Origin of the sequence: Streptomyces chisholmiae (assembly GCF_031845445.1) — a bacterium.
Lineage (GTDB): Bacteria > Actinomycetota > Actinomycetes > Streptomycetales > Streptomycetaceae > Streptomyces > Streptomyces chisholmiae.
Genome location: NZ_JAVREO010000019.1, coordinates 21,165 through 40,510 on the forward strand (window position 1 = coordinate 21,165; position 19,346 = coordinate 40,510).

The following is a 19,346-nucleotide window of genomic DNA, read 5'->3' on the forward strand; positions in this document are numbered from 1 at the left end:
CCGGTGATAGCTCTTGGCGGCACGACAAAAGGCGTCTAGCTTCCCTGGGCGTCGCTTCAGCTTCCGACACCCAGGAGGGGCGGGCGAGCCATGCGCCGCAAGCCACAGATCTTGGCAGTCGCTGCCACCCTGTCGATCGCGCTGCTGGGGGCCTCCCCCACGGCCTCGGGGAACCAGGAGGGAACAGAACGGCCCGCCGCACTGCCCGGCGCGGCCGATGCCCAGGTACTCGTCTTCCACGCAGCCAACGCGCCAACCGACCGCACCCAGGCGGCCGTTACCGCCATCGAGAGCCTGGGCGCCGAAGGGCCGGCCGAGGAGCAGTTCGACGTCCGGGCGACCGACGATCCGGCCGTCTTCGCCACGGAGGAACTCCTCGCCTACAACGCCGTCGTCTTCCTCTCCGCCGAGGGCGCGGTGCTGGACACCGACCAGGAGGCCGCGCTCCAGGGCTACGTCCAGGCCGGCGGCGGCTTCCTCGGCGTGCACGACGCCGCGACCGCGCAGCCGGAGTCGGACTGGTTCACCGGGCTGCTCGGCGCCCGGCCGGCGGCCGACAGCCCGACCGATCCCCAGCCGGCGGTGGTCGAGGTGGGCGACCGGGTCAACCCGGCGACCGCCGACCTGCCGCTGGAGTGGGAACGCTCCGACGTCTGGTACGACTGGGCGGAGAACCCCAGCGGCCAGGTGCACACCCTGGCCCGGGTCCGGGAGGCCAGCTACCAGCCGGGGCCCGGCGCGGCCGGCTGGGACCACCCGGTCTCCTGGTGCCGGGACTACGACGGCGGCCGGTCCTTCTACACCGGGATGGGCGGCACCACGGAGAGCTTCACCGAGGCCGACTTCCTGGCCCACCTGCGCGGGGCGCTGCTCTGGACCAGCGCCCTGGCCAGGGCCGACTGCCAGGCCACCATCACCGACAACTACGTCGCCGAGCGGATCACCGAGCCCAACCAGCCGGGCGAGCTGGACCAGATCGGCGAGCCGCACGGCCTGGACATCGCCGACGACGGCCGGGTGTTCTACCTCGGCCGGGCCGGCGGCTGGGCCGACGACCCGCTGGTCACCGACTGGGAGGACCCGGAGATCGGGCTCGGCCAGGGCACCGTGCACGTCTACGACCCGGCGACCGACGAGGTGAGCCTGGCCGCCAACCTGGAGGTCTTCGGCAACAAGGGCGGCGGCGACGAGCTGACCAAGACCGAGGAGGGGCTGCTGGGCATCGCCCTGGACCCCGCCTTCGCCGAGAACGGCCACGTCTACCTGTACTGGATGCCGCACGCCACCATCGACCGGGAGAACCGGGTCGGTGAGCGGCGGATCTCCCGCTTCACCTTCGACGAGGCGACCGGCACCCTGGAGCTCGCCTCCGAGGTACCGGTGCTCAGCTGGGAGGCGCAGATCCACAGCTGCTGCCACGCCGGCGGCGGCCTGGACTTCGACTCGGCCGGCAACCTCTACATCGCCACCGGGGACAACAACTCCTCCGGCTTCAGCGACGGTTACTCCGGCAACAACCCGGACCCGGAGTTCGCCGGCATCGGCTTCGCCGACGCCCGCCGCACCTCGGGCAACACCAACGACCTCAACGGCAAGATCCTGCGCATCCACCCGGAGCCGGACGGGAGTTACACCGTCCCCGAGGGCAACCTGTTCACCGGCGAGGAGGCGGGCGGCGGCCTGACCCGGCCCGAGATCTACGTGATGGGCGTCCGCAACCCGTCCCGGATCGCGATCGACCCGGCCACCGACTGGCTCTACGCCGGCTGGGTCGGCCCGGACGCCGCCGAGCCCAGCACCACCTGGGGCCCGGCCAAGTACGACACCTTCGCGGTGATCACCGAGGCGGGCAACCGCGGTTGGCCGTTCTGCATGGGCAACAACCAGCCCTACCGGGACCGCAACCTGCCGGACCCGACCATCCCGCTGGAGTGGTACGACTGCGACGCGCCGCGCAACGAGTCGCCGCACAACGACGGGCTGGTCGAACTGCCGCCGGTCACCCCGAACAACATCTGGTACTCCCCGGCGGGCGGCGGCCCCGACTACCCGCGGGACGAGAACGGGCTGCCCAGCTACGTGGCCGAGGAGCAGACCTTCCTGCTGCCCTGGCTGCGGGGCGGCGGCCAGGCCACCATGAGCGGCCCGGTCTACCGGCACGACGCCGGCACCGAGAGCGAGGTCGCCTGGCCCGCCTACTGGGACGGCAAGTGGTTCGTCGGTGACCACTACGACGCCGAACAGCCCCGGCACGCCGTGGTGATGGACCCGGCGAACGCCGGCGCCGGCGGCCTGCCGACGCACGCCGAGAGCCTGGACGACATCATCCCGGCCGGCGAGGGTGGCATCCGCAACCTGATGGACTGGAAGTTCGCCCCGGACGGCTCGCTCTACGTCCTCGACTACGGGCGCGGCTTCTTCAACCTCGACGAGGCGTCCGCCCTCTGGCGGGTCACCTACCAGGGCGGCCCGGCCACCCCGCTGCCCGACCAGCTGGCGCGCCGCTGACCGCCGCCCGCCATCCCAGCAGAAGCGGAAGGACACCGAGCATGAACCACGACAGCGGCGCGGGGCGCCGCCCCCGCCGGCCCCGGTTGCCGGGCCTGCCGGCCTTCGCCGGCCGGCGACCGTTGGCGGCGCTGCTGACGGCGGCGCTGACCGCCGTCGGGCTGGCCACGCTGCCCACCGCGCGGGCCCAACAGCCGGCCGCGGCGACGGCGGCCGACGAGCCGGCGCCGACCGAGCAGGTGCTGACCTGGACCGCCGACAACGACCTGGACAGCTACGAGACCCAGCCGGTGGAGGCGGTCGCCGGGCCGGCCACCCTGGTCTTCGAGAACAGCGAGGCCACCGGCAACACCACCGGCATGGCGCACACCCTGACCTTCGACGTCTCCAACTCCGAGTACAACAACGACGTCCGGGTGAACATCCTGGCCAACCCGAACGACGCCAACGGCGGCCGGCACGAGGTCGAGGTCGAACTGACCCCCGGCACCTACCGGTTCTTCTGCGCGCTGCCCGGCCACCTGGCCATGCAGGGCACCCTGGTGGTCTCCGAGGACGACGACGGGGGCGGCGGCGAGGAGGACACCACCCCACCGGTGGTGACCCCCGAGATCACCGGCGAACAGGACGCCGACGGCGGCTACCTGGGCGGCGCCACCGTGGAGCTGACCGCGACCGACGACGGTTCGGGGGTGGCCGGCATCGAGTACGCGGTCGGCGCCACCCGCTACCAGCCCTACACGGAGCCGATCGTCCTGGACCAGCCGGGCCGGCACCGGGTGACCTACCGGGCCACCGACGTGGCGGGCAACGTCTCGATCAGCGAGTACCTGCTGCTGGACGTGGTCGAGGCGCCGGGCGGCGGCGAGGACGGCACACCACCGGAGGTGACCGCCGAGGTCACCGGCGAACAGGACGCGGCCGGCGACTACCTGGCGATGGCCACCGTCGAACTCACCGCGACCGACGCCGACTCGGCCGTGGCGGGCGTCGAGTACGCCCTGGGCGACGGCGCGTTCACCGACTACACCGCCCCGTTCATGGTGCACGAGCCGGGCGAGCACACGGTGACCTACCGCGCCACCGACACGGCCGGGAACGTCTCGCCGACCGACAGCACCACCTTCACGGTGGTCGCCGGCGAGACCCCGGGGCACCAGCACTGAGCACCCCCCGCGTGGGGCCCGGCGACCGGGCCCCACGCGGGCAACACCCCTGCGATGGCTAGCTCTTGGGGACCTTCAGCCGGGTCCAGCTGGTCTCGCCCGGGATGCCGTCCGCGTCGTCGCCGGTGAAGCCCAGCTTCCGCTGCCACGCGGCGTAGGACTCCTGGTCCACCGAGGTCCACTCGGGGCCCGGGCCGACCTGGTAGCGGCCGCAGTCCTCGGCGACCAGCCGGTGACCCATCGCCGTGACGATCGGGCTGGAGCGGCCGGGGGCGAAGAACGCCGCCCCCGGGAACGGCTCGAACTCCGGGGCACCGCCGCCGCCGTCCGGCGGGACGCCCAGCCGTTTCCTGACCCGGTCCCGCATCGCGTCCATGGTGAAGCCGCGCGGGTCGATCTTGCCCGGCTGCCACTCCAGGTGGCCGATCACCGAGCGGTGGTTCCAGCCGTGCGCCCGGCACAGCGCCGCCGCCGCCCGTTCGACCGCCAGCAGTTGGGCGGCCGGCCACGGGTCCTGGCCGTCGCCCAGGTTGACGCACTCGAAGCCGTAGAAGTGCGGGTTGCCGTCGGTGTCGGCGTCGTTGTCCGGCGGCAGCTCGCGCTCCGCGATGACCGCGGCCAGCACGTCGCCGTCCCCGCCGCCCGCGTGGTTGGCCCGCCCGTGACCCACCAGGTGGACCTCGCCGGCCTTGTCGATCACGCCGTGGCACAGCGGCCCGGGCAGGGTCGAGTGCCCCTCGTAGCAGAGCCGGACGGAGGCCTCGGTGCCACTGGTCACGGTGTGGTGCACCATCACCCCGTGGACCGGCCCCCAGGGGCCCTTGGCGTTCCGGTTGTGGGTGCGCCACTCCCGGTACTCGTGCACGGTCAGACCCTCGTCGCGCAGGGCCGTCAGCAGCCGCTCAGCGCTCAACGGTGTCGCCATCGGGTGCGGTCTCCTTCGGTGTGGGGGGACGCCCGGGTGGCGGCCGGCCACCGGACGGGGCCGGCGCCCACCCCGACGCCGTGCCTGGCCCCTACCCAGTTCCCTCGCACCAAGTACCGCCCCCCACACCTGAGTTCGGGCGTGCGGACCCCCGTGACCGCACGCCCGAACCAGCCCGGGAACCGGCCGCGGGTCAGCCGCCCGGCGCCCCGGCGCCCGCCGCCAGGGCCGCGGTGGCGGCGGCCCTGGCGGTCGCCGCCGCGCGGCGGGCGGTGGCCGCCGAGGCGCCGGTGTGCCGGCCCGGGTCGAGCAGCGCCGCGATGGTGTCCGCGTCGAGCCGGTCCACCACCCGCGGGTCGGCCGCCAGCAGCGCGGGGAACGAACGCCCCTCGGCCGCGGCCGTCTGCGCCGCCTCGTAGACCACGTGGTGCGCCTCCTGCCGCCCGATCACCCGGCCCAGCTCCAGCATCAGCGCCTCGGCGGCGATCATCCCGCCGGACAGCTCGATGTTCGCCCGCATCCGCCGGGGGTCCAGCCGCAGCCCGGCGACGATCACCTCGACCCTGGCCAGGCTGTCGCCGGTCAGCACGCAGGCCCGGGCCAGGGTGTCGAACATCGCCGTCGGCGCGTGGTCCGCCTCGTGCTCGTTGTGCATCCACTCCAGGGCCAGCGGCGCCAGGGCGCGGATCTCCGCGGTGATGCCCAACACGTCCTGGGAGAGCTGGGGGTTGCGCTTCTGCGGCATGGTCGAACTGCCGACGGTGCCGGCCGGGACCGGCTCCTCCACCTCACCCAGCTCGGTCGACATCAGCGCGTAGACCTCCCGGGCGATCCGCCCGCAGCTGCCCGCGAGCAGCCCGAGGACCAGCACGAACTCGGCGAGGTGGTCGGTCACCGCCCGGGACGGCACCGCCATCGGGGTCAGCCCCAGTCGCTCGGCGACCGCCGCCTGGAGCCGCGGCCCGTGCTCGCCGAACGAGGCGAAGGTGCCGGCCGCGCCGCCCAGGATGGCCACCGTCAGCCGGGGGCGCAGCTGGCCCAGCCGCTCGACGTGCCGGACCAGCTCGTCGCTCCAACTCGCCACCTTCAGGCCGAAGGTGATCGGCACCGCGTGCTGCCCGTGGGTGCGCCCGGCCATCACCAGGTCCGCGCCGCGCTCGCCGAGGTCGGCCAGCGCCGCCAGCACCCGGGCGAGGGTGTCCACCAGCATCCGGTGGGCCTCCCGCAGCACCAGCACGTCGCCGGTCTGGGTGATGTTCTGGGTGGTGGCCCCCCAGTGCACCCAGCCGCCGTGCGGCTCGCCGACGGCCCGGCTCAACTCGCTGATCAGCGGCATCAACGGATGGCTCATCCGGACCACGTCGGCACGGACCCGGTCCAGGTCGAGCCGGTCGAGGTGGCAGGCGTCGGCGACGGCCGCCGCCGCCTCGGCGGGGATCAGTCCCGCCGCGCCCTGGCAGTGCGCCAGCGCCGCCTCCACCTCCAGCCACCGCTCCCACCTGGCGGTGGTGGTGAACAGCTCGGCCAGTCCGTGCGCCGGTACCCGGCCCGCCGTGAAACGGCATGTCATGCGTGATCCGCCTTCGTCGACTTCGTGGTGGTGGTGATCGCCCGCGCGCCGGCCGTCACCCGGTCGGCGTCGCGGTCAGGGACGCCCCGGCCGAGCCGGCGCCGCGCTTGCCACGCCGCCCCGCCTCCAGCCGGTTGGAGACCGCCAGCACCAGGAAGATGAGGACGATCTGGAACGTGCCGTAGGCGGCGGCCGTGCCGAACTCCGAGGAGTAGATCCGGTTGTAGATCTCCACCGAGATCGGCGCGTAGCCGGCCGGGTAGATCACCACCGAGGCCACGTACTCCCCGACGCCGTCCACGAAGGCCAGCAGCGCGCCGGCGATCACCCCCTTGGCGACCAGCGGGAAGGTGATCGTCCGCAGCACCCGCAGCGGGGTGGCGCCCAGGTTCCTGGCGGCCTCCTCCAGCGACGGGTCGAGCTGGTCGAGGGAGGCCGAGGTGGAGCGGAAGACGAGCGGCACGTACCGCACGAAGTAGGCCACCGGGAGGATCAGCAGGGTGCCGACCAGCGGCAGGCCGAGGTTGCTCAGCTGCGGCTCGTTGAAGCTCTGCACCAGGTTGACGCCGATCACCGTGCCGGGCAGCGCCCAGGGCAGCATGATCATCACGTCCAGGACGGTCCGGCCCCGGGTCGGCCAGCGGGCGATCACCCAGGCCGCGGCCGCGCCGATCAGAATGGCGGCACAGGTGGCCAACAGGCTCATCTGCACGCTGACCGAGATCGGCAACAGACTGTCGCGTTCGGAGAAGATCCGCCGGAAGTTGTCGAAGGTGTAGTCGGGCGGCAGCACCTGGGTGGTCCAGGCGCCGTCCACCGAGAACGACACCAGGATGATCACCAGCACCGGCGCCATCAGCACCAGGCTCAGCAGCGCGCTGCCCAGCAGCGCCGCGAACCTGGCCGGCCCCCGGCTGACCGTCCGCTCCCGCTGCACCCCGCGCGACATGCTGTGGTGCGTGCGCCGCCCCTGGTACCAGCGCATGGCGACCAGGAACAGGATCGACACCACGGAGAGCACCGTCACCTGCGCGGCGGCCAGTTCGGCGTTGCCCGAGGTCCGGGTGGCGACGATCCGCATGGTCAGCGTCTGCACGTCGTACAACTGCGGCGCGGTGAACGAGGCCATCGACATCATGAAGGTCAGCAGCGCGCCGGAGACCAGCGCCGGCGTCAGCATCGGCAGGATCACCGTCCGCCAGACCCGGGCCCTGGCCGCCCCCAGGTTGGCCGCCGCCGCCTCCAACGACGAGTCGAGACCGGCGAGTCCGGCCCGCACCGTCAGGTAGAAGAACGGGTACATCGTGAAGGTGTGGACGACCAGCACCCCGGCCACGCCGCTGACCGAGACCGAGGCGGGATCGACCCCGAACCACGAGGCCAGGGTGCGCGGCACGATCCCGGTCTCGCTGTAGAGCAGGACGAACGAGACCGCCCCGATCAGCGGCGGCAGCGCCATCGGCAGGATCGCGAAGATCTCCAGCGGCCGGCGCCCGGGGAAGTCGAAGCGGGCCAGCAGGACCGCCAGCAGGGTGCCGACGACGCCGCAGGTGAGCACCGAGCCGACGGAGATGCCGATCGAGATCAGCACCGCCTCGCGCGAGCTGCCGCTCAGGAAGGTCCGGTAGTTGCCACCGGGATCGCCCCCGGTGAGGCTGGTCAGCGCGGTGGCCGCCATCGGCACCACCACGAACAGCAGCAGCACGAAGACCACCGGCGCGGCCAGCAGGTAGACGAACCGATCGCTGGCGGTGGAGACCCGGCGGCGCCGCCGGGCGGCGGCCGGCTTGGCGGCGGGGGCGGGGGCGGGGGCGGTGTCGAGTTTCGTCACGCCGTCACCAGCCAGGCGCGCTCGGCCGCACAGGCCAGCGAGACCTCGTCGCCAGGACGCGGCCCGGCGGCCTGGTCGGGCGTGGTGACCTGGACGGTGTGCTCGCCGACCGCCACCTCGTAGGAGCTGGTCGCGCCGTTGAACTCCAGCCGCGCCACGGTGCCGCGCAGCACGCCCGCCGCCGTCTCCGCCTCCGCCTCCGCCTCCGCCTCGACGAAGCTCAGGGTCTCCGGCCGCAGCGAGACCGAGGTCCGGTCGCCGGCGGCCAGCGCCAGGTCGGCGCGGCCCGGCACGGTCAGCGGGGCCCCGCCGGGCAGCGCCACGGTGACCCGGTCGTCGTCCTCGGTGCCCAGCACCTCGACGGGCAGCACGTTGCTGCCGCCGATGAAGCGGGCCACGAAGCCGGTCGCCGGGTGGTGGTAGATCTCCCGGGGAGTGTCCACCTGGTGCACCCGGCCGGCGTCCAGCACCGCGATCCGGTCGCTCATGGCCATCGCCTCGGCCTGGTCGTGGGTCACGTACACCCCGGTGATGCCGGCGTCGCTCTGCACCCGGCGGATCTGGGCGCGGGTCTCCTCCCGCAGCTTGGCGTCGAGGTTGGAGAGCGGCTCGTCCAGCAGGAGCACCGAGGGCGCGACCACCACGGCCCTGGCCAGCGCGACCCGCTGCTGCTGGCCGCCGGACAGCTCGTTGATCCGCCGGTCCTGGTAGCCGTCCAGGCCGACGTCGGCCAGCGCCCGGGCGACCCGCGCGGCCCGCTCCGGCTTGGCGACCTTGCGCGCGGTCAGCCCGTAGGCGACGTTCTGCGCCACCGACAGGTGCGGGAAGAGGGCGTAGTTCTGGAAGACCATGCCGGTGTCCCGCCGGTGCGGGGCGGTCCTGGTCTGGTCGCGGTCGCCGAACAGCACCCGCCCGCTGGTGGGTTGGACGAAGCCGGCGATGATGCGCAGCATGGTGGACTTGCCGCAGCCAGACGGTCCGAGCAGGGTGAAGAACTCGCCGGCGGCTATCGTCACGTCCATCGTGATCGGCGGGGAGTCCTCCCCGTACACCTTGGTGACGTGGTCGAGTTGGACGGGAATCATGGGTGCTCCGGGGTGCGTGGGACGACGCGCCGGCGGCGCGCGGACGGGGAGTTGAGCGGTGGCCGGCCGACGGGGCCGGGGCGGGGCCGCGAAGCGGCGGCCCGGTGCGGCGGGGCGGCGACGGCCCGGTGGGGAGGGGCGGCGGTCATCAGCCGCGGCCCTGGATGTGCTCGGCCCAGTAGGTGAACCACTCCTCCTGGTGCCGGTTGATCTCCGTCCAGTCCACCGGCATCTCCCGGACGTCGAACTCCTCCAGCCAGCTGGGCGTCCGCACCAGGTCGACCGTGGGGTACTGGAAGAAGTCGTCGGCCAGCCCCTGTTGCGTCTCGGCGCTCATCAGGAAGCGCAGGAAGTCGTCGGCCCCCTCGCTGTTGGGGCCGTTGCGGATCTTGCCGACCCCGTCGGCGAGCATCGGCGCCCCGGAGGCGGGGATCACCGGGGTCATCGACATGCCCAACTCGCGCTGGATCAACGTGTCCTGGAGGTTCCACAGGCTGATCGCCGCCTCCTGCCGGTGCACCCGCAGGTAGAGGTCGGTCGGGTTGGCCGTGTACGCCTTGGTGTTGGCGTCCAGCCGCCGCAGCCACTCGTAGCCGGGGCCCGGGTCGTCGCCCGGCTGGCCGACCCGCCAGATCATCGCGCAGTAGATGCCGCGCATGGTGCCGGACGAGGCCACGTCGCGGATCAGGATGTCGCCCCGGTAGTCGGGGCTGACCAGGTCGTCCCAGTCCGCCGGGGCCTGTTCCGGGGTGAGCATCTCCGGGTTGTAGAAGATGACCTGGACCACCCGCATCTCGCCCAGCCACAGGTCGTCGGCGCCCCGGTACTCGGCCGGCACCGGCTCGATGACGTCCCGCGGCGCCGGGGTGAGCAGTTGGTCGGCCACGCCCTGCTCGAACTGCTGCTGGGTGCCGCCCCACCAGACGTCGGCCTGCGGCCTGGCCGCCTCGGCGCCGACCCGGGCGACCACGTCCTGGGCGCCCATGGTGAGCAGCCGGACCTTCCCCCGCCACCTGGGGTGGCTGCGCTCGAAGGCGGCGATGACCCCCTCGCTGATGGCCTCGGGCCGGCAGGTGTAGATGGTCAGGGAGTCCCCGGACGAGGCCATGAGGTCCAGGCCGCAGGCAGCCAGCGGCAGGCTCAACAGCCCACCGGAGGCGGCTTTCAGCCAGGCACGACGATTCATTGCGGCTCCTTCACAGAGACACCGATCGGGGTGCGCCACCGCCGCTGGCCGGCGGTCGGTCGGCGGTCGGTCGGCGGTCAGCCGGCAGTGGCCGGCGGTCGTGCTGGATCGATCTAGCAGTACCGTCCGTAGTGCTAGATCGATCTAGCAGGTCGAGAGAATGAAAACTCTCACCCTCGGTGAAGTCAAGGGGTGTGGCAACCACAGGACCGGCGGACGGCCAACTCGGGCTCGGCGCGGTGCACCACGGGCGCCGCGTAGGGGTCCGTCATCCGGTCGAGCAACAGCCGCGCCGCCCGCTGCCCCAGGCGCCGACCGTGCACGGCGACGCTGGTCAACGGCGGCTCCCAGAGCGCCGCCCCCGGGATGTCGTCATAGCCGATCACCCTGGTCGCGCCCGCGTCCACGCCGCGCTCCCGCAGCGCCCGATACAGGCCGAAGGCGACGCTGTCGCTGTGGCACACGACACCGTCCGGCACCTCGCCCCGGTCCAACAGCTCGCGTCCGGCGGCCAGTCCGCCACCGCCGCTGGTCTCGCTCGGCAGGTCTATCGGCTCCTCGGCCCGCCCCGCCGCCGCCATCGCCCGCCGCACCCCGGCCAGCCGCTCGTGCCGGGAGAGCATCCACGCCGGGCCGCCCAGGTAGGCCAGCCGGCGGCAGCCGTGCTCCAGCAGGTGCTGGCCGGCGAGCTCGCCGCCGCGCACGTCGTCGGTGCCGACGAAGCTGGTCCGGGCCCCCTCGACGTAGCGGGTGACGAAGACATGGCCGAGGCCGCTGGCCGTCAGCCGCTCCGGCAGCGCGGGGTCGGTACCGGTCGCCGGCACCATCGCCAGACCGGCGATCTTGTGTTCCTGGAGCGCCGCCACCGCCTCGTCCTGCTGCGCCGCGTCGTCCCTGGTCACCGTCAGCAGCGGCAGGTAGCCGGCGCCCCGGAACTCGGCCTCGAGACCGAGGATCACCTCGGCGAGGTTGGGGTTGCCGATGTTGGTGACCACCACGCCCACCACCCGCGCGTGGCGGGTGCGCAGCGAGGCCGCCACCTGGTCGTAGATGTAGCCCAACTCGGCCATCGAGGCGAGAACCCGCTCGCGGGTCTGGGGGGCCACCCGGCCCGTCCCCCGCAGCACCAACGACGCCGTCGCGCGGGACACCCCCGCGTGGGCGGCGACGTCCCGCAGCGTAACCTTCTCGCTCATCCGCCCGATACTACTGCGGTGCTACCGCCCCGGCGGGCCCGCCGGGGTCCCGCCGGCCGGGCCGGGCGACGGGGGCGCGCCGCGCACGGACCGCCAGGGCCCGCCGCTCCGGCCGGGGTTGCCGGCGAGGCGGGACGGCGGGTCGGCCTGGCTGGGGCGGTCAGTGGCAGAGGGCGAGGACCTCGTTCTGGTGGGTCTCCAGGCGGTGCGGGCCGGGGGTGGCCGGTAGGCGGGCGCGGGGGCCGGGGACCAGCCGGCGGGTGCCGTCCGCGCGGACCAGCACGGTGCCCTCGGCGTCCAGCGCCAGCAGTTCGTCGCCGTGGCGCAGCAGCAGCGGGGCGCGGGGGCCGGCGGAGACGGCGACCCGGCCGGCGGCCAGCGCCGCCAGCACCGCGTCGGGGCCGGCGTGTTCGGCCAGCGCCCAGGTGGTGGGGCGGCCGGGGAGGGCGTCCGCGCCGGGCCGGTGGAAGTCGCTGCCGCCCAGCGCGATCGTGTCGGGCCGCCAGGCCGCCGCCCAGGACAGGGGGGCGCCCCAGCGGCGGTCGGCCCAGCTGGAGTGCCAGACCTCGACGTGCCGGGGTCGGGCGGTGAGCGGTTGGCGCCAGGCGCAGTCGCCGGCCACCGGGTGGTTGACGACGAGCAGCCCGCCGTGCCGGGCGGCGTGGACCACCCAGTCGTCGGCGGGGCGGCGGAAGTCGACCCAGCCGATGTCGCCCAGCGCGTTGGCGTGGCCGGTGTCGGTGGTGACCTCCTGCCCGGGGAGCAGGGTGAGGCCGTAGTGGGCGGCGAGGGACGGGAGTTCGGGGTGGTGGCTGGTGGTGTTGTGGTCGGTGACGGCGAGGAAGTCCAGGCCCCGGCCGGCGGCCAGGGCGGCCAGTTCGGCGGGGGTGAGGGTGCCGTCGCTGTGCACGGTGTGGCTGTGGCAGTCCCCGGCCAGCCAGCGCAGTCCGTCGAGGTAGGGCAGTGGGCGGCGCGGTGGCCGGGGCGGTACCGGGGGCGCCGTGGGGGCGGGGGGCGGGGTCGGGCGGGTGCGGGTGGTGCGGATACGCAGTCGGTAGGGCAGCCCCTCGGGCGGCACGCGGTGCAGGCGCAGCAGCACCTGCCACTCCCCCGGTTCGGGCTCGCCCGGCAGGTAGCCGGGGGTGGCCAGGTCGGCGGCGATGGTGTAGCCGTCGCGCGCGCCGCCGGACCAGCCGCGGTAGCCGGCGGGGCCGAGCGCGCCCAGGTCGAGCACGCCGGCGGCGCGCGGGTAGTCCAGCTCGACGGTGATCGCGGCGGTGCCGGGCGGCACCGGGTAGGGGAGGGCGCGGAGCGGCGCGTCCAGCCGGTCGGCGAGGGTCCAGCGGCCGGCGTGGACGGTGTCGGTGCCGGTCATGGCGCCTGCGGCGGGGTCGGGGTGAGCAGCGTGCCGTCCCGGTAGACCAGGGCGCGGTCGGCGCGGGGCAGCGCGTGGCCGGTGGTGCCGAGGGTGATCTCGGTGTCCTCGTCCACCACCACCTGGACCGGGCCGGCCGGGCCGTCGAGGGTGACCAGTTGGGCGCTGCCGAGGCTCTCCACGACGCGCACCTCGCCGGTCAGCGCGCCGGGGGCGGGGGCGGGGGCGGGGCGGTAGCGGAGGTACTCGGGCCGGATGCCGTAGGTCAGCGTCTCGCCCTCGGTCAGGGCGAGGCCGGCGGGGGTGGGCAGGGGCTGGCCGGCGACCTCGACGGTGCCGCCGGTGGCGCGGCCGGTGAGCAGGTTCATCGGGGTCGAGCCGATGAAGGAGGCCACGAAGGTGTTGGCGGGGCGGCGGAACACCTCGGTCGGCGGGCCGAGTTGGCGGATGCGGCCGTGTTCCATCACGGCGATCCGGTCGGCCAGGGCGAGCGCCTCGGCCTGGTCGTGGGTGACGAAGACGGTGGTCACGCCCAGCTCCCGCTGGAGTCGTTTGAGGAAGGTGCGCGCCTCGAGGCGCATCCGGGCGTCGAGGTTGGAGAGCGGCTCGTCGAAGAGGAAGGCGCGCGGGTGACAGGCCATCGCCCGGGCCAGCGCGACCCGTTGCTGCTGGCCGCCGGAGAGCTGGTCGGGGCGGCGGGTGAGGTGGTCGGCGAGGCCGAGGGCGCCGGCCGTCTCGGTGGCCTTGGCGCGGCGCCGGCCGGCGGGGACCTTTCTGATCCGCAGCGGGTAGGCGATGTTGTCGGTGACGGTCATGTGCGGGAAGAGCGCGTAGTCCTGGAAGACCATCGCGACGTCCCGCCGGCCGGGCGGCAGGTCGGTGACGTCGGTGCCGCCGATGGTGACCCGGCCGGCGGTGGCGGTCTCCAGGCCGGCGAGGGTGCGCAGCAGGGTGGTCTTGCCGCAGCCGGAGGGGCCGAGCAGGGCGAAGAACTCGCCGTCGGCGACGGTCAGGTCGACGGCGTCCAGGGCGCGGGTGCCGCCGGGGTAGACCTTGCTCAGGGCGGCCAGGGTGATGTCGGCCATCAGCGTTTGATCCCTCCGTGGAACCGGAACCCGTAACGGGAGCTGACCAGCAGGAAGAGCAGTACCACCGGCACCGAGTAGAGCAGCGAGAAGGTGGCGATCAGGGCCAGGTCGGGCTGGCCGCCCTCGGTGTAGAAGGTGTACATCACCACGGCCGCCGGGGACTTCTCCGGGGAGCGCAGCAGCAGGAACGGGATCAGGAAGTTGCCCCAGACCTGGGCGAAGGACCAGAGCGCGATGGTGGCGAGACCGGGCCTGACCAGTGGCACCACCACGTGCCGCAGCACCTGGAGCGGGCTGGCGCCGAAGACCCGGGCGGACTCCTCGTAGGAGCGCGGGGTGCCGTCCATGAAGTCCTTGAGGATGAAGACGGCACTGGGCAGCAGGCCACCGCTGAGCACCAGGATGACGCCCAACCGGGAGTCGATGAGGTCCAGTTCGTAGGCCAGGTTGAAGAGCGGCACCATCGCGGCGGTGCCGGTGACGATGGAGGAGAGCAGCAGCAGGAGGTAGAGCAGCGCGTCCCGGCCGGGCAGCCGTACCCGGCTGAGGGCGTAGGCGGCCAGCGCCGAGCAGACCACCACGAGGACGGCGGTGCCGGCGGCCAGCACGGTGGAGTTGCCCAGCGAGCGGAGCGCGTAGCGGTTGTCCAGCAGGGTCTCGAAGTTGGCGAGGGTGAAGGACGGCAGCGCGGCGGTGACGCCGGGGGTGTCGTCGAAGGGGGCGCCGGCCAGCCAGAGCAGCGGCAGGGCGAAGAAGGCCAGCAGCAGCGAGCAGAAGGTGTAGCGGCCGACGGTGCGCAGGTGCCGGCGGGCGGCGGCCAGCCCCGCGGTGTGCCGGTCGGCGGCGGGCGCCGGGTGGGTCTCGGGCGGGGTCCGGGTCATCGGTCCTGGTCCTTCCGCCGCCGCAGCAGCCGGGCGTAGACCACGGCGATGACCAGGTTGATCAGCAGCATCAGCACCGAGATGGCGGCGCCGAAGCCGAGTTCGCCGCCGAAGAGGGCGGTCTGGTAGACGAAGACCGGCAGGATCTCGGTGCGGTCCTCGGGGCCGCCGCCGGTCAGCAGGAACGGGGTGAAGTCGTTGAACGTCCAGAGGCTGATCAGCAGGAGGTTGGTCAGCACGTGCCCCCTGATCCGGGGCAGCACCACGTCGCGCAGCTGCTGCCAGGACGAGGCGCCGGCCAGCCGGGCGGTCTCCAGCTGGGAGGGCGGCACGTTCCCCAGGGCGGCGGCGTAGAGCATCATCGAGAAGGCGGTGCCGCGCCAGATGTTGAAGACGATGATGGTGAGCATCGGGTGTTCCAACAGCCAGGCGGTGCCCGGGGTGTTGAGCAGCGCGTTGAGGGTGCCGTCGTCGCGGTCCAGGAGCGCGATCCACAGGAAGGCGATGACCGAGCTGGGCAGGATCCAGGCCAGCAGCACCATCGCCTCGATCAGCCGGCGGCCCGCGCCGCGCCGGTTCCGCAGCACCCAGGCGATGGCGAAGCCGAGCCCGGCCTGGCCGATCACCGCCGAGCCGATGACGAACTGCAGGGTCAGGCCGAGGGAGTTGGCGAACCCGTCGTCGTCCAGGGCCCGTTCGTAGTTGTCCAGGCCGACCAGCTGGGGGTCGACGGCGGCCAGGCCGGTGAGCCGGTAGTCGGTCAGGCCCAGGTAGACGGTCCACAGCGCGGGGAGGACCAGGAAGCCGGCGATCAGCAGCAGGGCGGGGACCAGAAAGGCCGCCGCCCGGGCCCGGCCGAGGCCGGCGGCGTCCCGCTCCACCCGGTGTCCGGCGGCCGCCTCGGCGCCCGGGTCAGGGGGTGATGTCGTCGCCATCCACGACCTCCTCCAGGCCGTCCCGGTAGTCGGCGGCGGCCCGCGCCGGGTCGGTGCCGCCCACCACGGCGGCGGTGGCCTCCTGGAGCAGCACGGAGACCCGGGGGTAGACCTCCAGCGCGGGCCGGTAGGAGGTGACGGGCAGCACCCGCTCGTTGACGAAGGTCAGCATCGGGTCGTCGCCCAGCACCCGCTCGTTGACGTCCGATCTGGCGGTGATCCGCGGCTCGTCGCCGACAAACGCGGTGACCGCCTCGGCCGAGTGCATGAAGGCGAGCAACTCCCACGCCAGCTCCGGGTGTTCGGTGGCCGAGCTGAGCACCCTGACGTTGCCGCCCGAGGTGCTGACGAAGTCGGCGCCGGCGGGTCCGGCGCCGGGTTCGGCGGCGGGGACCAGGGCGTAGCCGACGGTCTCGTCGCGGTCGGCCATCGGCGCGACGCCGGTGACCGGGTTGACCACGCCGCGCCAGAAGTAGTCGCTCTCCAGCAGGATGCCGATCTCGCCCCGGGCGAACTCCTCGAAGGACTTGTCCCGGCCCTGCGCCTCCTGTTGCAGCCGGGGGTCGCCCAGGCCGGCCTGGTAGACGTCGGCGTAGAGGCCGAGGACCCGCTCCAGGCCGGGGCTGGCGCCGGTCCACCGGCCGTCCTCGGTGTGGATCGACTCGCCGGTGCCGGCCAGCAGCGGCAGCACGCCCTGCATGGTGGTGGCCTCGCCCATCGCGGTGCCCGCGTTGAGCTGGATCGGGGTCACGCCGTCCAGCCGGGCGAGCGCCTCGCCGGCGGCGAGGATCTCGGCCCAGCTGGTGGGCTGCCAGTCGGCCGGCAGCCCGGCCTCGGCGAACAGCCGCCGATGGTAGAAGAGCACCCGGCCGTCGGTGCCGGCGGGGACGCCGTAGCGCTCGCCGTCGAAGGTGGCCAACCGCTGGACGGCGTCCGGGATCTGCGCCCAGCCGTCCCAGTCGGTGGCGGCCTGGCCGGTGTCGGCCAGCGGCCGTACGTAGCCGGCCTGGGCGAACTCGCCCAGCCAGATGCCGTCCAGGGTGTAGATGTCGGGTCCGGTGCCGGACTGGAGGTCGAGGGCCAGCCGGGACTTGTACTGCTCGTCGTCGACGCCGCTGGGCTCGAAGGTGACCTCGACCGAGACGCCGCGGGCCGCCTGGGCGGCCTCGAACTCGGGGATCACCCACTCCTCGACCCACTCGGCCTCGGTGGTGTTCTTGCCGCCGGCGATGGCGTTCATGCCGACGGTCAGGTGGACGGTGTCCCCGTCGCCGTCCCCGTTCGAGCCGCAGGCGGTGACGGTCAGGGCCAGGGCCAGTGCGCCGGTGAGCGCGACGAGCCGGTTGGTCTGCACTCGCATTGCGTCATCCCCTCGTGAGGTTCGCTCGGGGAGAGTGGCACAGCACCCGGGGGAGGAAAAGGGTCGCCGGGGCGGGGTTTCCGGGCAATCCACGGGTTCGCTGACTCACCGTCACCCGGGCCGCGCCGAGGCCCCGCGTGGGGTGACGGACCGTCACCCGGGGCTTGGCGCACGGCGGCAGCGCGAAGCGTCCGGTGCGCGCCGGCAGGGTGGGCGGGGCGCCGGCCCGGCGGGCGCGCGGGAGGGCGCCGGGCGCCCCGGTGGCTTTCCGGGACGCCCGGCTGCCGGCGCCGGCGACCCCACGGCGTACGGACGGGGGCCGGGCCCGGGTCCCGGCGGTCAGTCGGTGACCAGCAGCCGTCCCGGGTCGGTGACCGGGTGTCTGGCGTGCGGGACCACCATCGGGGTGCGGGTCTGCGGGTCGGGCACGATGTCGCAGGGCAGCCCGAAGACGTCGGCGACCAGGTCGGCGGTGAGCACCTCGGCCGGCGGCCCCTGCGCGACCACCTCGCCGCGGTGCATCACCACCAGGTGGGTGGCGAACCTGGCGGCCTGGTTGAGGTCGTGCAGCACCGCCACGATGGTGCGGCCCTCCCGGTGCAACTCGGCGCACAGCTCCAGCAGTTCGTACTGGTGGGCGACGTCGAGGTAGGTGGTGGGCTCGTCCAGCAGCAGCAGTTCGGTCTGCTGGGCCAGCACCATGGCGATCCACACCCGCTGCCGCTGTCCGCCCGACAGCTCGCTGACCCGGGCCCCGGCCAGCTCGGTCAGCCCGGTGCGGTCCAGCGCGAAGGCGATCGCCGTGTCGTCCTCGGGCGACCACTGGCGCAGCAGCGTGTGGTGCGGGTAGCGGCCGCGGCGCACCAGGCCGCGGACCGTGATCCCCTCGGGGGCCAGCGGGCTCTGCGGCAGCAGCGCGACCTCCCTGGCCACCGCCCGGCCCCGGTAGGAGCGCAGGTCGGCGCCGTTGAGCAGGACGCTGCCCGCGTCCGGCCTGATGGCCCGGGCCAACGCCTTGACCAGGGTGGACTTGCCGCAGCCGTTGGGCCCGATGATCATCGTCAGCCCGCCGTGCGGCAGGTCGATGGTGAGGTCCCGCACCACGGGGGTGCCGCCCCCGTAGGAGATGGTCAACTCCCGGGCGCTCAGCCCCTTCCCACCGGCCGGCGCCGGCCGCGCGGGTTCGGGTGTGGGAGCCGCGGTGGCCCGCTCTTCGGTGCTCACAGGTGCCCCTTCCGCCATTCTCGGGTCAGCAGGTAGCCGAGGTAGATACCGCCGATGGCCATCGTGTAGATCCCCACCGGCATGTCGTCCATGGGGAGTTGCTGGGCGGCCAGGTCGGCGAGGACCAGCAGGGTCGAGCCGAGCAGCGCCGACAGCACCAGGTGCGCGCCGGTGCCGCCGGTCAGCCGGCGGGCGATCTGCGGCGCGGTGAGCGCGATGAACGCGATCGGCCCGGCGACGCTGATGGCCGCCGCCGACAGCAGCACCGAGAGCAGCACCGCCTGGGTCCTGGTCCGCTTCGGCTCGGCGCCCAGCGCGCCGGCGATCTCGTCGCCCATCTCGCCGGTCTCCAACCGGCGGCCCAGCAGCAGCGCCAGCGGCAGCAGCACCAGCAGGGCCAGCCCGATCTCCCGGGCGTCGTCCCAGGACTTGGCGGCCAGCGAGCCGTTGACGTAGGCGGTCAGCGCGGTGGCCCGCTCGCGTTCCACCGCGTACACCACGTACTGGGTGATGGCGACGGCGATGGCGGCCACCCCGATGCCGGCGATGATCAGCCGGCCCGGGTCGCGGAAGCCGCTGCCGGTGGCGAAGTACACCAGGGCGATGGCCGTCGCGGCGCCGACCAGCGCGCCGACCGAGACCGGCACGCTGCCCGGCATCTTCAGCGCGACCACGGCGGCGCCGGCGCCCGCGCCGGCGCCGAGGCCGATCACGTCGGGGCTGCCCAGCGGGTTGCGGGTGACGGACTGGAAGAGCGCGCCGGAGACCCCGAACGCGGCGCCGGCCGCGATGGCCACCACCAGCCGGGGGCCGCGCAGCCGGTCCAGCACGAAGAGCTCCTTGCCCTCGGCGCCACCGGTCAGCGCGCTGGGCAGCTCGCCGAGCGGGATGCCGAGCCGCCCCATGGTCAGGGTGGCGACGGCGGCGGCGCACAGCACCAGCACGGTGCCGGCGGCGGCCAGCAGCGCGGCCCGGCTCAGCGGCAGCGCCAGCCAGCGGCCGACCACGACCATGCC

At 73.8% G+C, this 19,346-nt stretch carries 15 protein-coding genes; 2 read left to right on the forward strand and 13 right to left on the reverse strand.

Annotated elements, in window-relative coordinates:
* The first annotated feature begins 90 nt into the window (after positions 1 to 90).
* Positions 91 to 2,508, forward strand: coding sequence for a ThuA domain-containing protein (locus RM844_RS25840; RefSeq protein ID WP_311669794.1), 2,418 nt, complete (start codon positions 91 to 93; stop codon positions 2,506 to 2,508).
* Between the two features lie 41 nt (positions 2,509 to 2,549).
* Positions 2,550 to 3,674, forward strand: a complete 1,125-nt coding sequence (locus tag RM844_RS25845) for an OmpL47-type beta-barrel domain-containing protein (RefSeq protein WP_311669795.1) — start codon at positions 2,550 to 2,552, stop codon at positions 3,672 to 3,674.
* A gap of 58 nt (positions 3,675 to 3,732) precedes the next feature.
* Here the strand turns inward: RM844_RS25845 and RM844_RS25850 are convergent, their stop codons facing one another.
* The 13 genes from RM844_RS25850 to RM844_RS25910 all read right to left on the reverse strand — a co-directional run bounded on the left by RM844_RS25850 (position 3,733) and on the right by RM844_RS25910 (position 19,343).
* Entirely contained in the window at positions 3,733 to 4,599 is an 867-nt protein-coding gene (locus RM844_RS25850) for a peptidoglycan-binding protein (RefSeq protein ID WP_311669796.1), read from the reverse strand.
* A gap of 193 nt (positions 4,600 to 4,792) precedes the next feature.
* Complete coding sequence (locus tag RM844_RS25855) at positions 4,793 to 6,169, reverse strand: class-II fumarase/aspartase family protein (protein WP_311669797.1); 1,377 nt, start codon at positions 6,167 to 6,169, stop codon at positions 4,793 to 4,795.
* Between the two features lie 55 nt (positions 6,170 to 6,224).
* The gene (locus RM844_RS25860) at positions 6,225 to 8,000 is read right to left on the reverse strand and encodes an ABC transporter permease (protein WP_311669798.1); all 1,776 of its coding nucleotides are present in this window, start codon (positions 7,998 to 8,000) and stop codon (positions 6,225 to 6,227) included.
* A complete protein-coding gene (locus tag RM844_RS25865; protein WP_311669799.1) occupies positions 7,997 to 9,085 on the reverse strand; it encodes an ABC transporter ATP-binding protein in 1,089 nt (362 codons plus the stop codon). Before RM844_RS25865 ends, RM844_RS25860 begins: the two co-directional genes overlap by 4 nt.
* A gap of 148 nt (positions 9,086 to 9,233) precedes the next feature.
* Positions 9,234 to 10,271: an extracellular solute-binding protein gene (locus tag RM844_RS25870; RefSeq protein WP_311669800.1), complete on the reverse strand. Its 1,038-nt coding sequence runs from the start codon at positions 10,269 to 10,271 to the stop codon at positions 9,234 to 9,236.
* A 185-nt stretch (positions 10,272 to 10,456) separates the two neighbouring features.
* Positions 10,457 to 11,467 (reverse strand): LacI family DNA-binding transcriptional regulator, encoded by a 1,011-nt coding sequence (locus RM844_RS25875; protein WP_311669801.1) that lies wholly within the window; start codon positions 11,465 to 11,467, stop codon positions 10,457 to 10,459.
* A 160-nt stretch (positions 11,468 to 11,627) separates the two neighbouring features.
* Positions 11,628 to 12,842 (reverse strand): CehA/McbA family metallohydrolase, encoded by a 1,215-nt coding sequence (locus tag RM844_RS25880; protein ID WP_311669802.1) that lies wholly within the window; start codon positions 12,840 to 12,842, stop codon positions 11,628 to 11,630.
* Positions 12,839 to 13,927, reverse strand: coding sequence for an ABC transporter ATP-binding protein (locus tag RM844_RS25885; RefSeq protein ID WP_311669803.1), 1,089 nt, complete (start codon positions 13,925 to 13,927; stop codon positions 12,839 to 12,841). The genes RM844_RS25880 and RM844_RS25885 overlap by 4 nt, the downstream gene beginning before the upstream one ends.
* Positions 13,927 to 14,811 (reverse strand): carbohydrate ABC transporter permease, encoded by an 885-nt coding sequence (locus RM844_RS25890; protein ID WP_311669804.1) that lies wholly within the window; start codon positions 14,809 to 14,811, stop codon positions 13,927 to 13,929. Before RM844_RS25890 ends, RM844_RS25885 begins: the two co-directional genes overlap by 1 nt.
* The gene (locus RM844_RS25895) at positions 14,808 to 15,746 is read right to left on the reverse strand and encodes a carbohydrate ABC transporter permease (protein WP_311669805.1); all 939 of its coding nucleotides are present in this window, start codon (positions 15,744 to 15,746) and stop codon (positions 14,808 to 14,810) included. The genes RM844_RS25890 and RM844_RS25895 overlap by 4 nt, the downstream gene beginning before the upstream one ends.
* Positions 15,724 to 17,106 carry an extracellular solute-binding protein gene (locus RM844_RS25900; protein WP_311669806.1) on the reverse strand — a complete coding sequence of 461 codons (1,383 nt, stop codon included), beginning with the start codon at positions 17,104 to 17,106 and terminating at the stop codon, positions 15,724 to 15,726. Before RM844_RS25900 ends, RM844_RS25895 begins: the two co-directional genes overlap by 23 nt.
* Before the next feature lie 339 nt (positions 17,107 to 17,445).
* Positions 17,446 to 18,348: an ABC transporter ATP-binding protein gene (locus RM844_RS25905; RefSeq protein ID WP_394814595.1), complete on the reverse strand. Its 903-nt coding sequence runs from the start codon at positions 18,346 to 18,348 to the stop codon at positions 17,446 to 17,448.
* Positions 18,327 to 19,343 (reverse strand): FecCD family ABC transporter permease, encoded by a 1,017-nt coding sequence (locus tag RM844_RS25910; RefSeq protein ID WP_311669874.1) that lies wholly within the window; start codon positions 19,341 to 19,343, stop codon positions 18,327 to 18,329. The genes RM844_RS25905 and RM844_RS25910 overlap by 22 nt, the downstream gene beginning before the upstream one ends.
* Between the last annotated feature and the right edge of the window lie 3 nt (positions 19,344 to 19,346).

What these genes read in the sequence shown, in the direction of transcription:
- RM844_RS25885 (WP_311669803.1), bottom strand. Translation starts at nt 13,927, where the DNA reads ATGGCCGACATCACCCTGGCCGCCCTGAGCAAGGTCTACCCCGGCGGC.
- RM844_RS25905 (WP_394814595.1), bottom strand. Translation starts at nt 18,348, where the DNA reads ATGGCGGAAGGGGCACCTGTGAGCACCGAAGAGCGGGCCACCGCGGCT.
- RM844_RS25895 (WP_311669805.1), bottom strand. Translation starts at nt 15,746, where the DNA reads ATGGCGACGACATCACCCCCTGACCCGGGCGCCGAGGCGGCCGCCGGA.
- RM844_RS25875 (WP_311669801.1), bottom strand. Translation starts at nt 11,467, where the DNA reads ATGAGCGAGAAGGTTACGCTGCGGGACGTCGCCGCCCACGCGGGGGTG.
- RM844_RS25840 (WP_311669794.1), top strand. Translation starts at nt 91, where the DNA reads ATGCGCCGCAAGCCACAGATCTTGGCAGTCGCTGCCACCCTGTCGATC.
- RM844_RS25870 (WP_311669800.1), bottom strand. Translation starts at nt 10,271, where the DNA reads ATGAATCGTCGTGCCTGGCTGAAAGCCGCCTCCGGTGGGCTGTTGAGC.
- RM844_RS25855 (WP_311669797.1), bottom strand. Translation starts at nt 6,169, where the DNA reads ATGACATGCCGTTTCACGGCGGGCCGGGTACCGGCGCACGGACTGGCC.
- RM844_RS25850 (WP_311669796.1), bottom strand. Translation starts at nt 4,599, where the DNA reads ATGGCGACACCGTTGAGCGCTGAGCGGCTGCTGACGGCCCTGCGCGAC.
- RM844_RS25900 (WP_311669806.1), bottom strand. Translation starts at nt 17,106, where the DNA reads ATGCGAGTGCAGACCAACCGGCTCGTCGCGCTCACCGGCGCACTGGCC.
- RM844_RS25890 (WP_311669804.1), bottom strand. Translation starts at nt 14,811, where the DNA reads ATGACCCGGACCCCGCCCGAGACCCACCCGGCGCCCGCCGCCGACCGG.
- RM844_RS25845 (WP_311669795.1), top strand. Translation starts at nt 2,550, where the DNA reads ATGAACCACGACAGCGGCGCGGGGCGCCGCCCCCGCCGGCCCCGGTTG.
- RM844_RS25910 (WP_311669874.1), bottom strand. Translation starts at nt 19,343, where the DNA reads ATGGTCGTGGTCGGCCGCTGGCTGGCGCTGCCGCTGAGCCGGGCCGCG.
- RM844_RS25880 (WP_311669802.1), bottom strand. Translation starts at nt 12,842, where the DNA reads ATGACCGGCACCGACACCGTCCACGCCGGCCGCTGGACCCTCGCCGAC.
- RM844_RS25865 (WP_311669799.1), bottom strand. Translation starts at nt 9,085, where the DNA reads ATGATTCCCGTCCAACTCGACCACGTCACCAAGGTGTACGGGGAGGAC.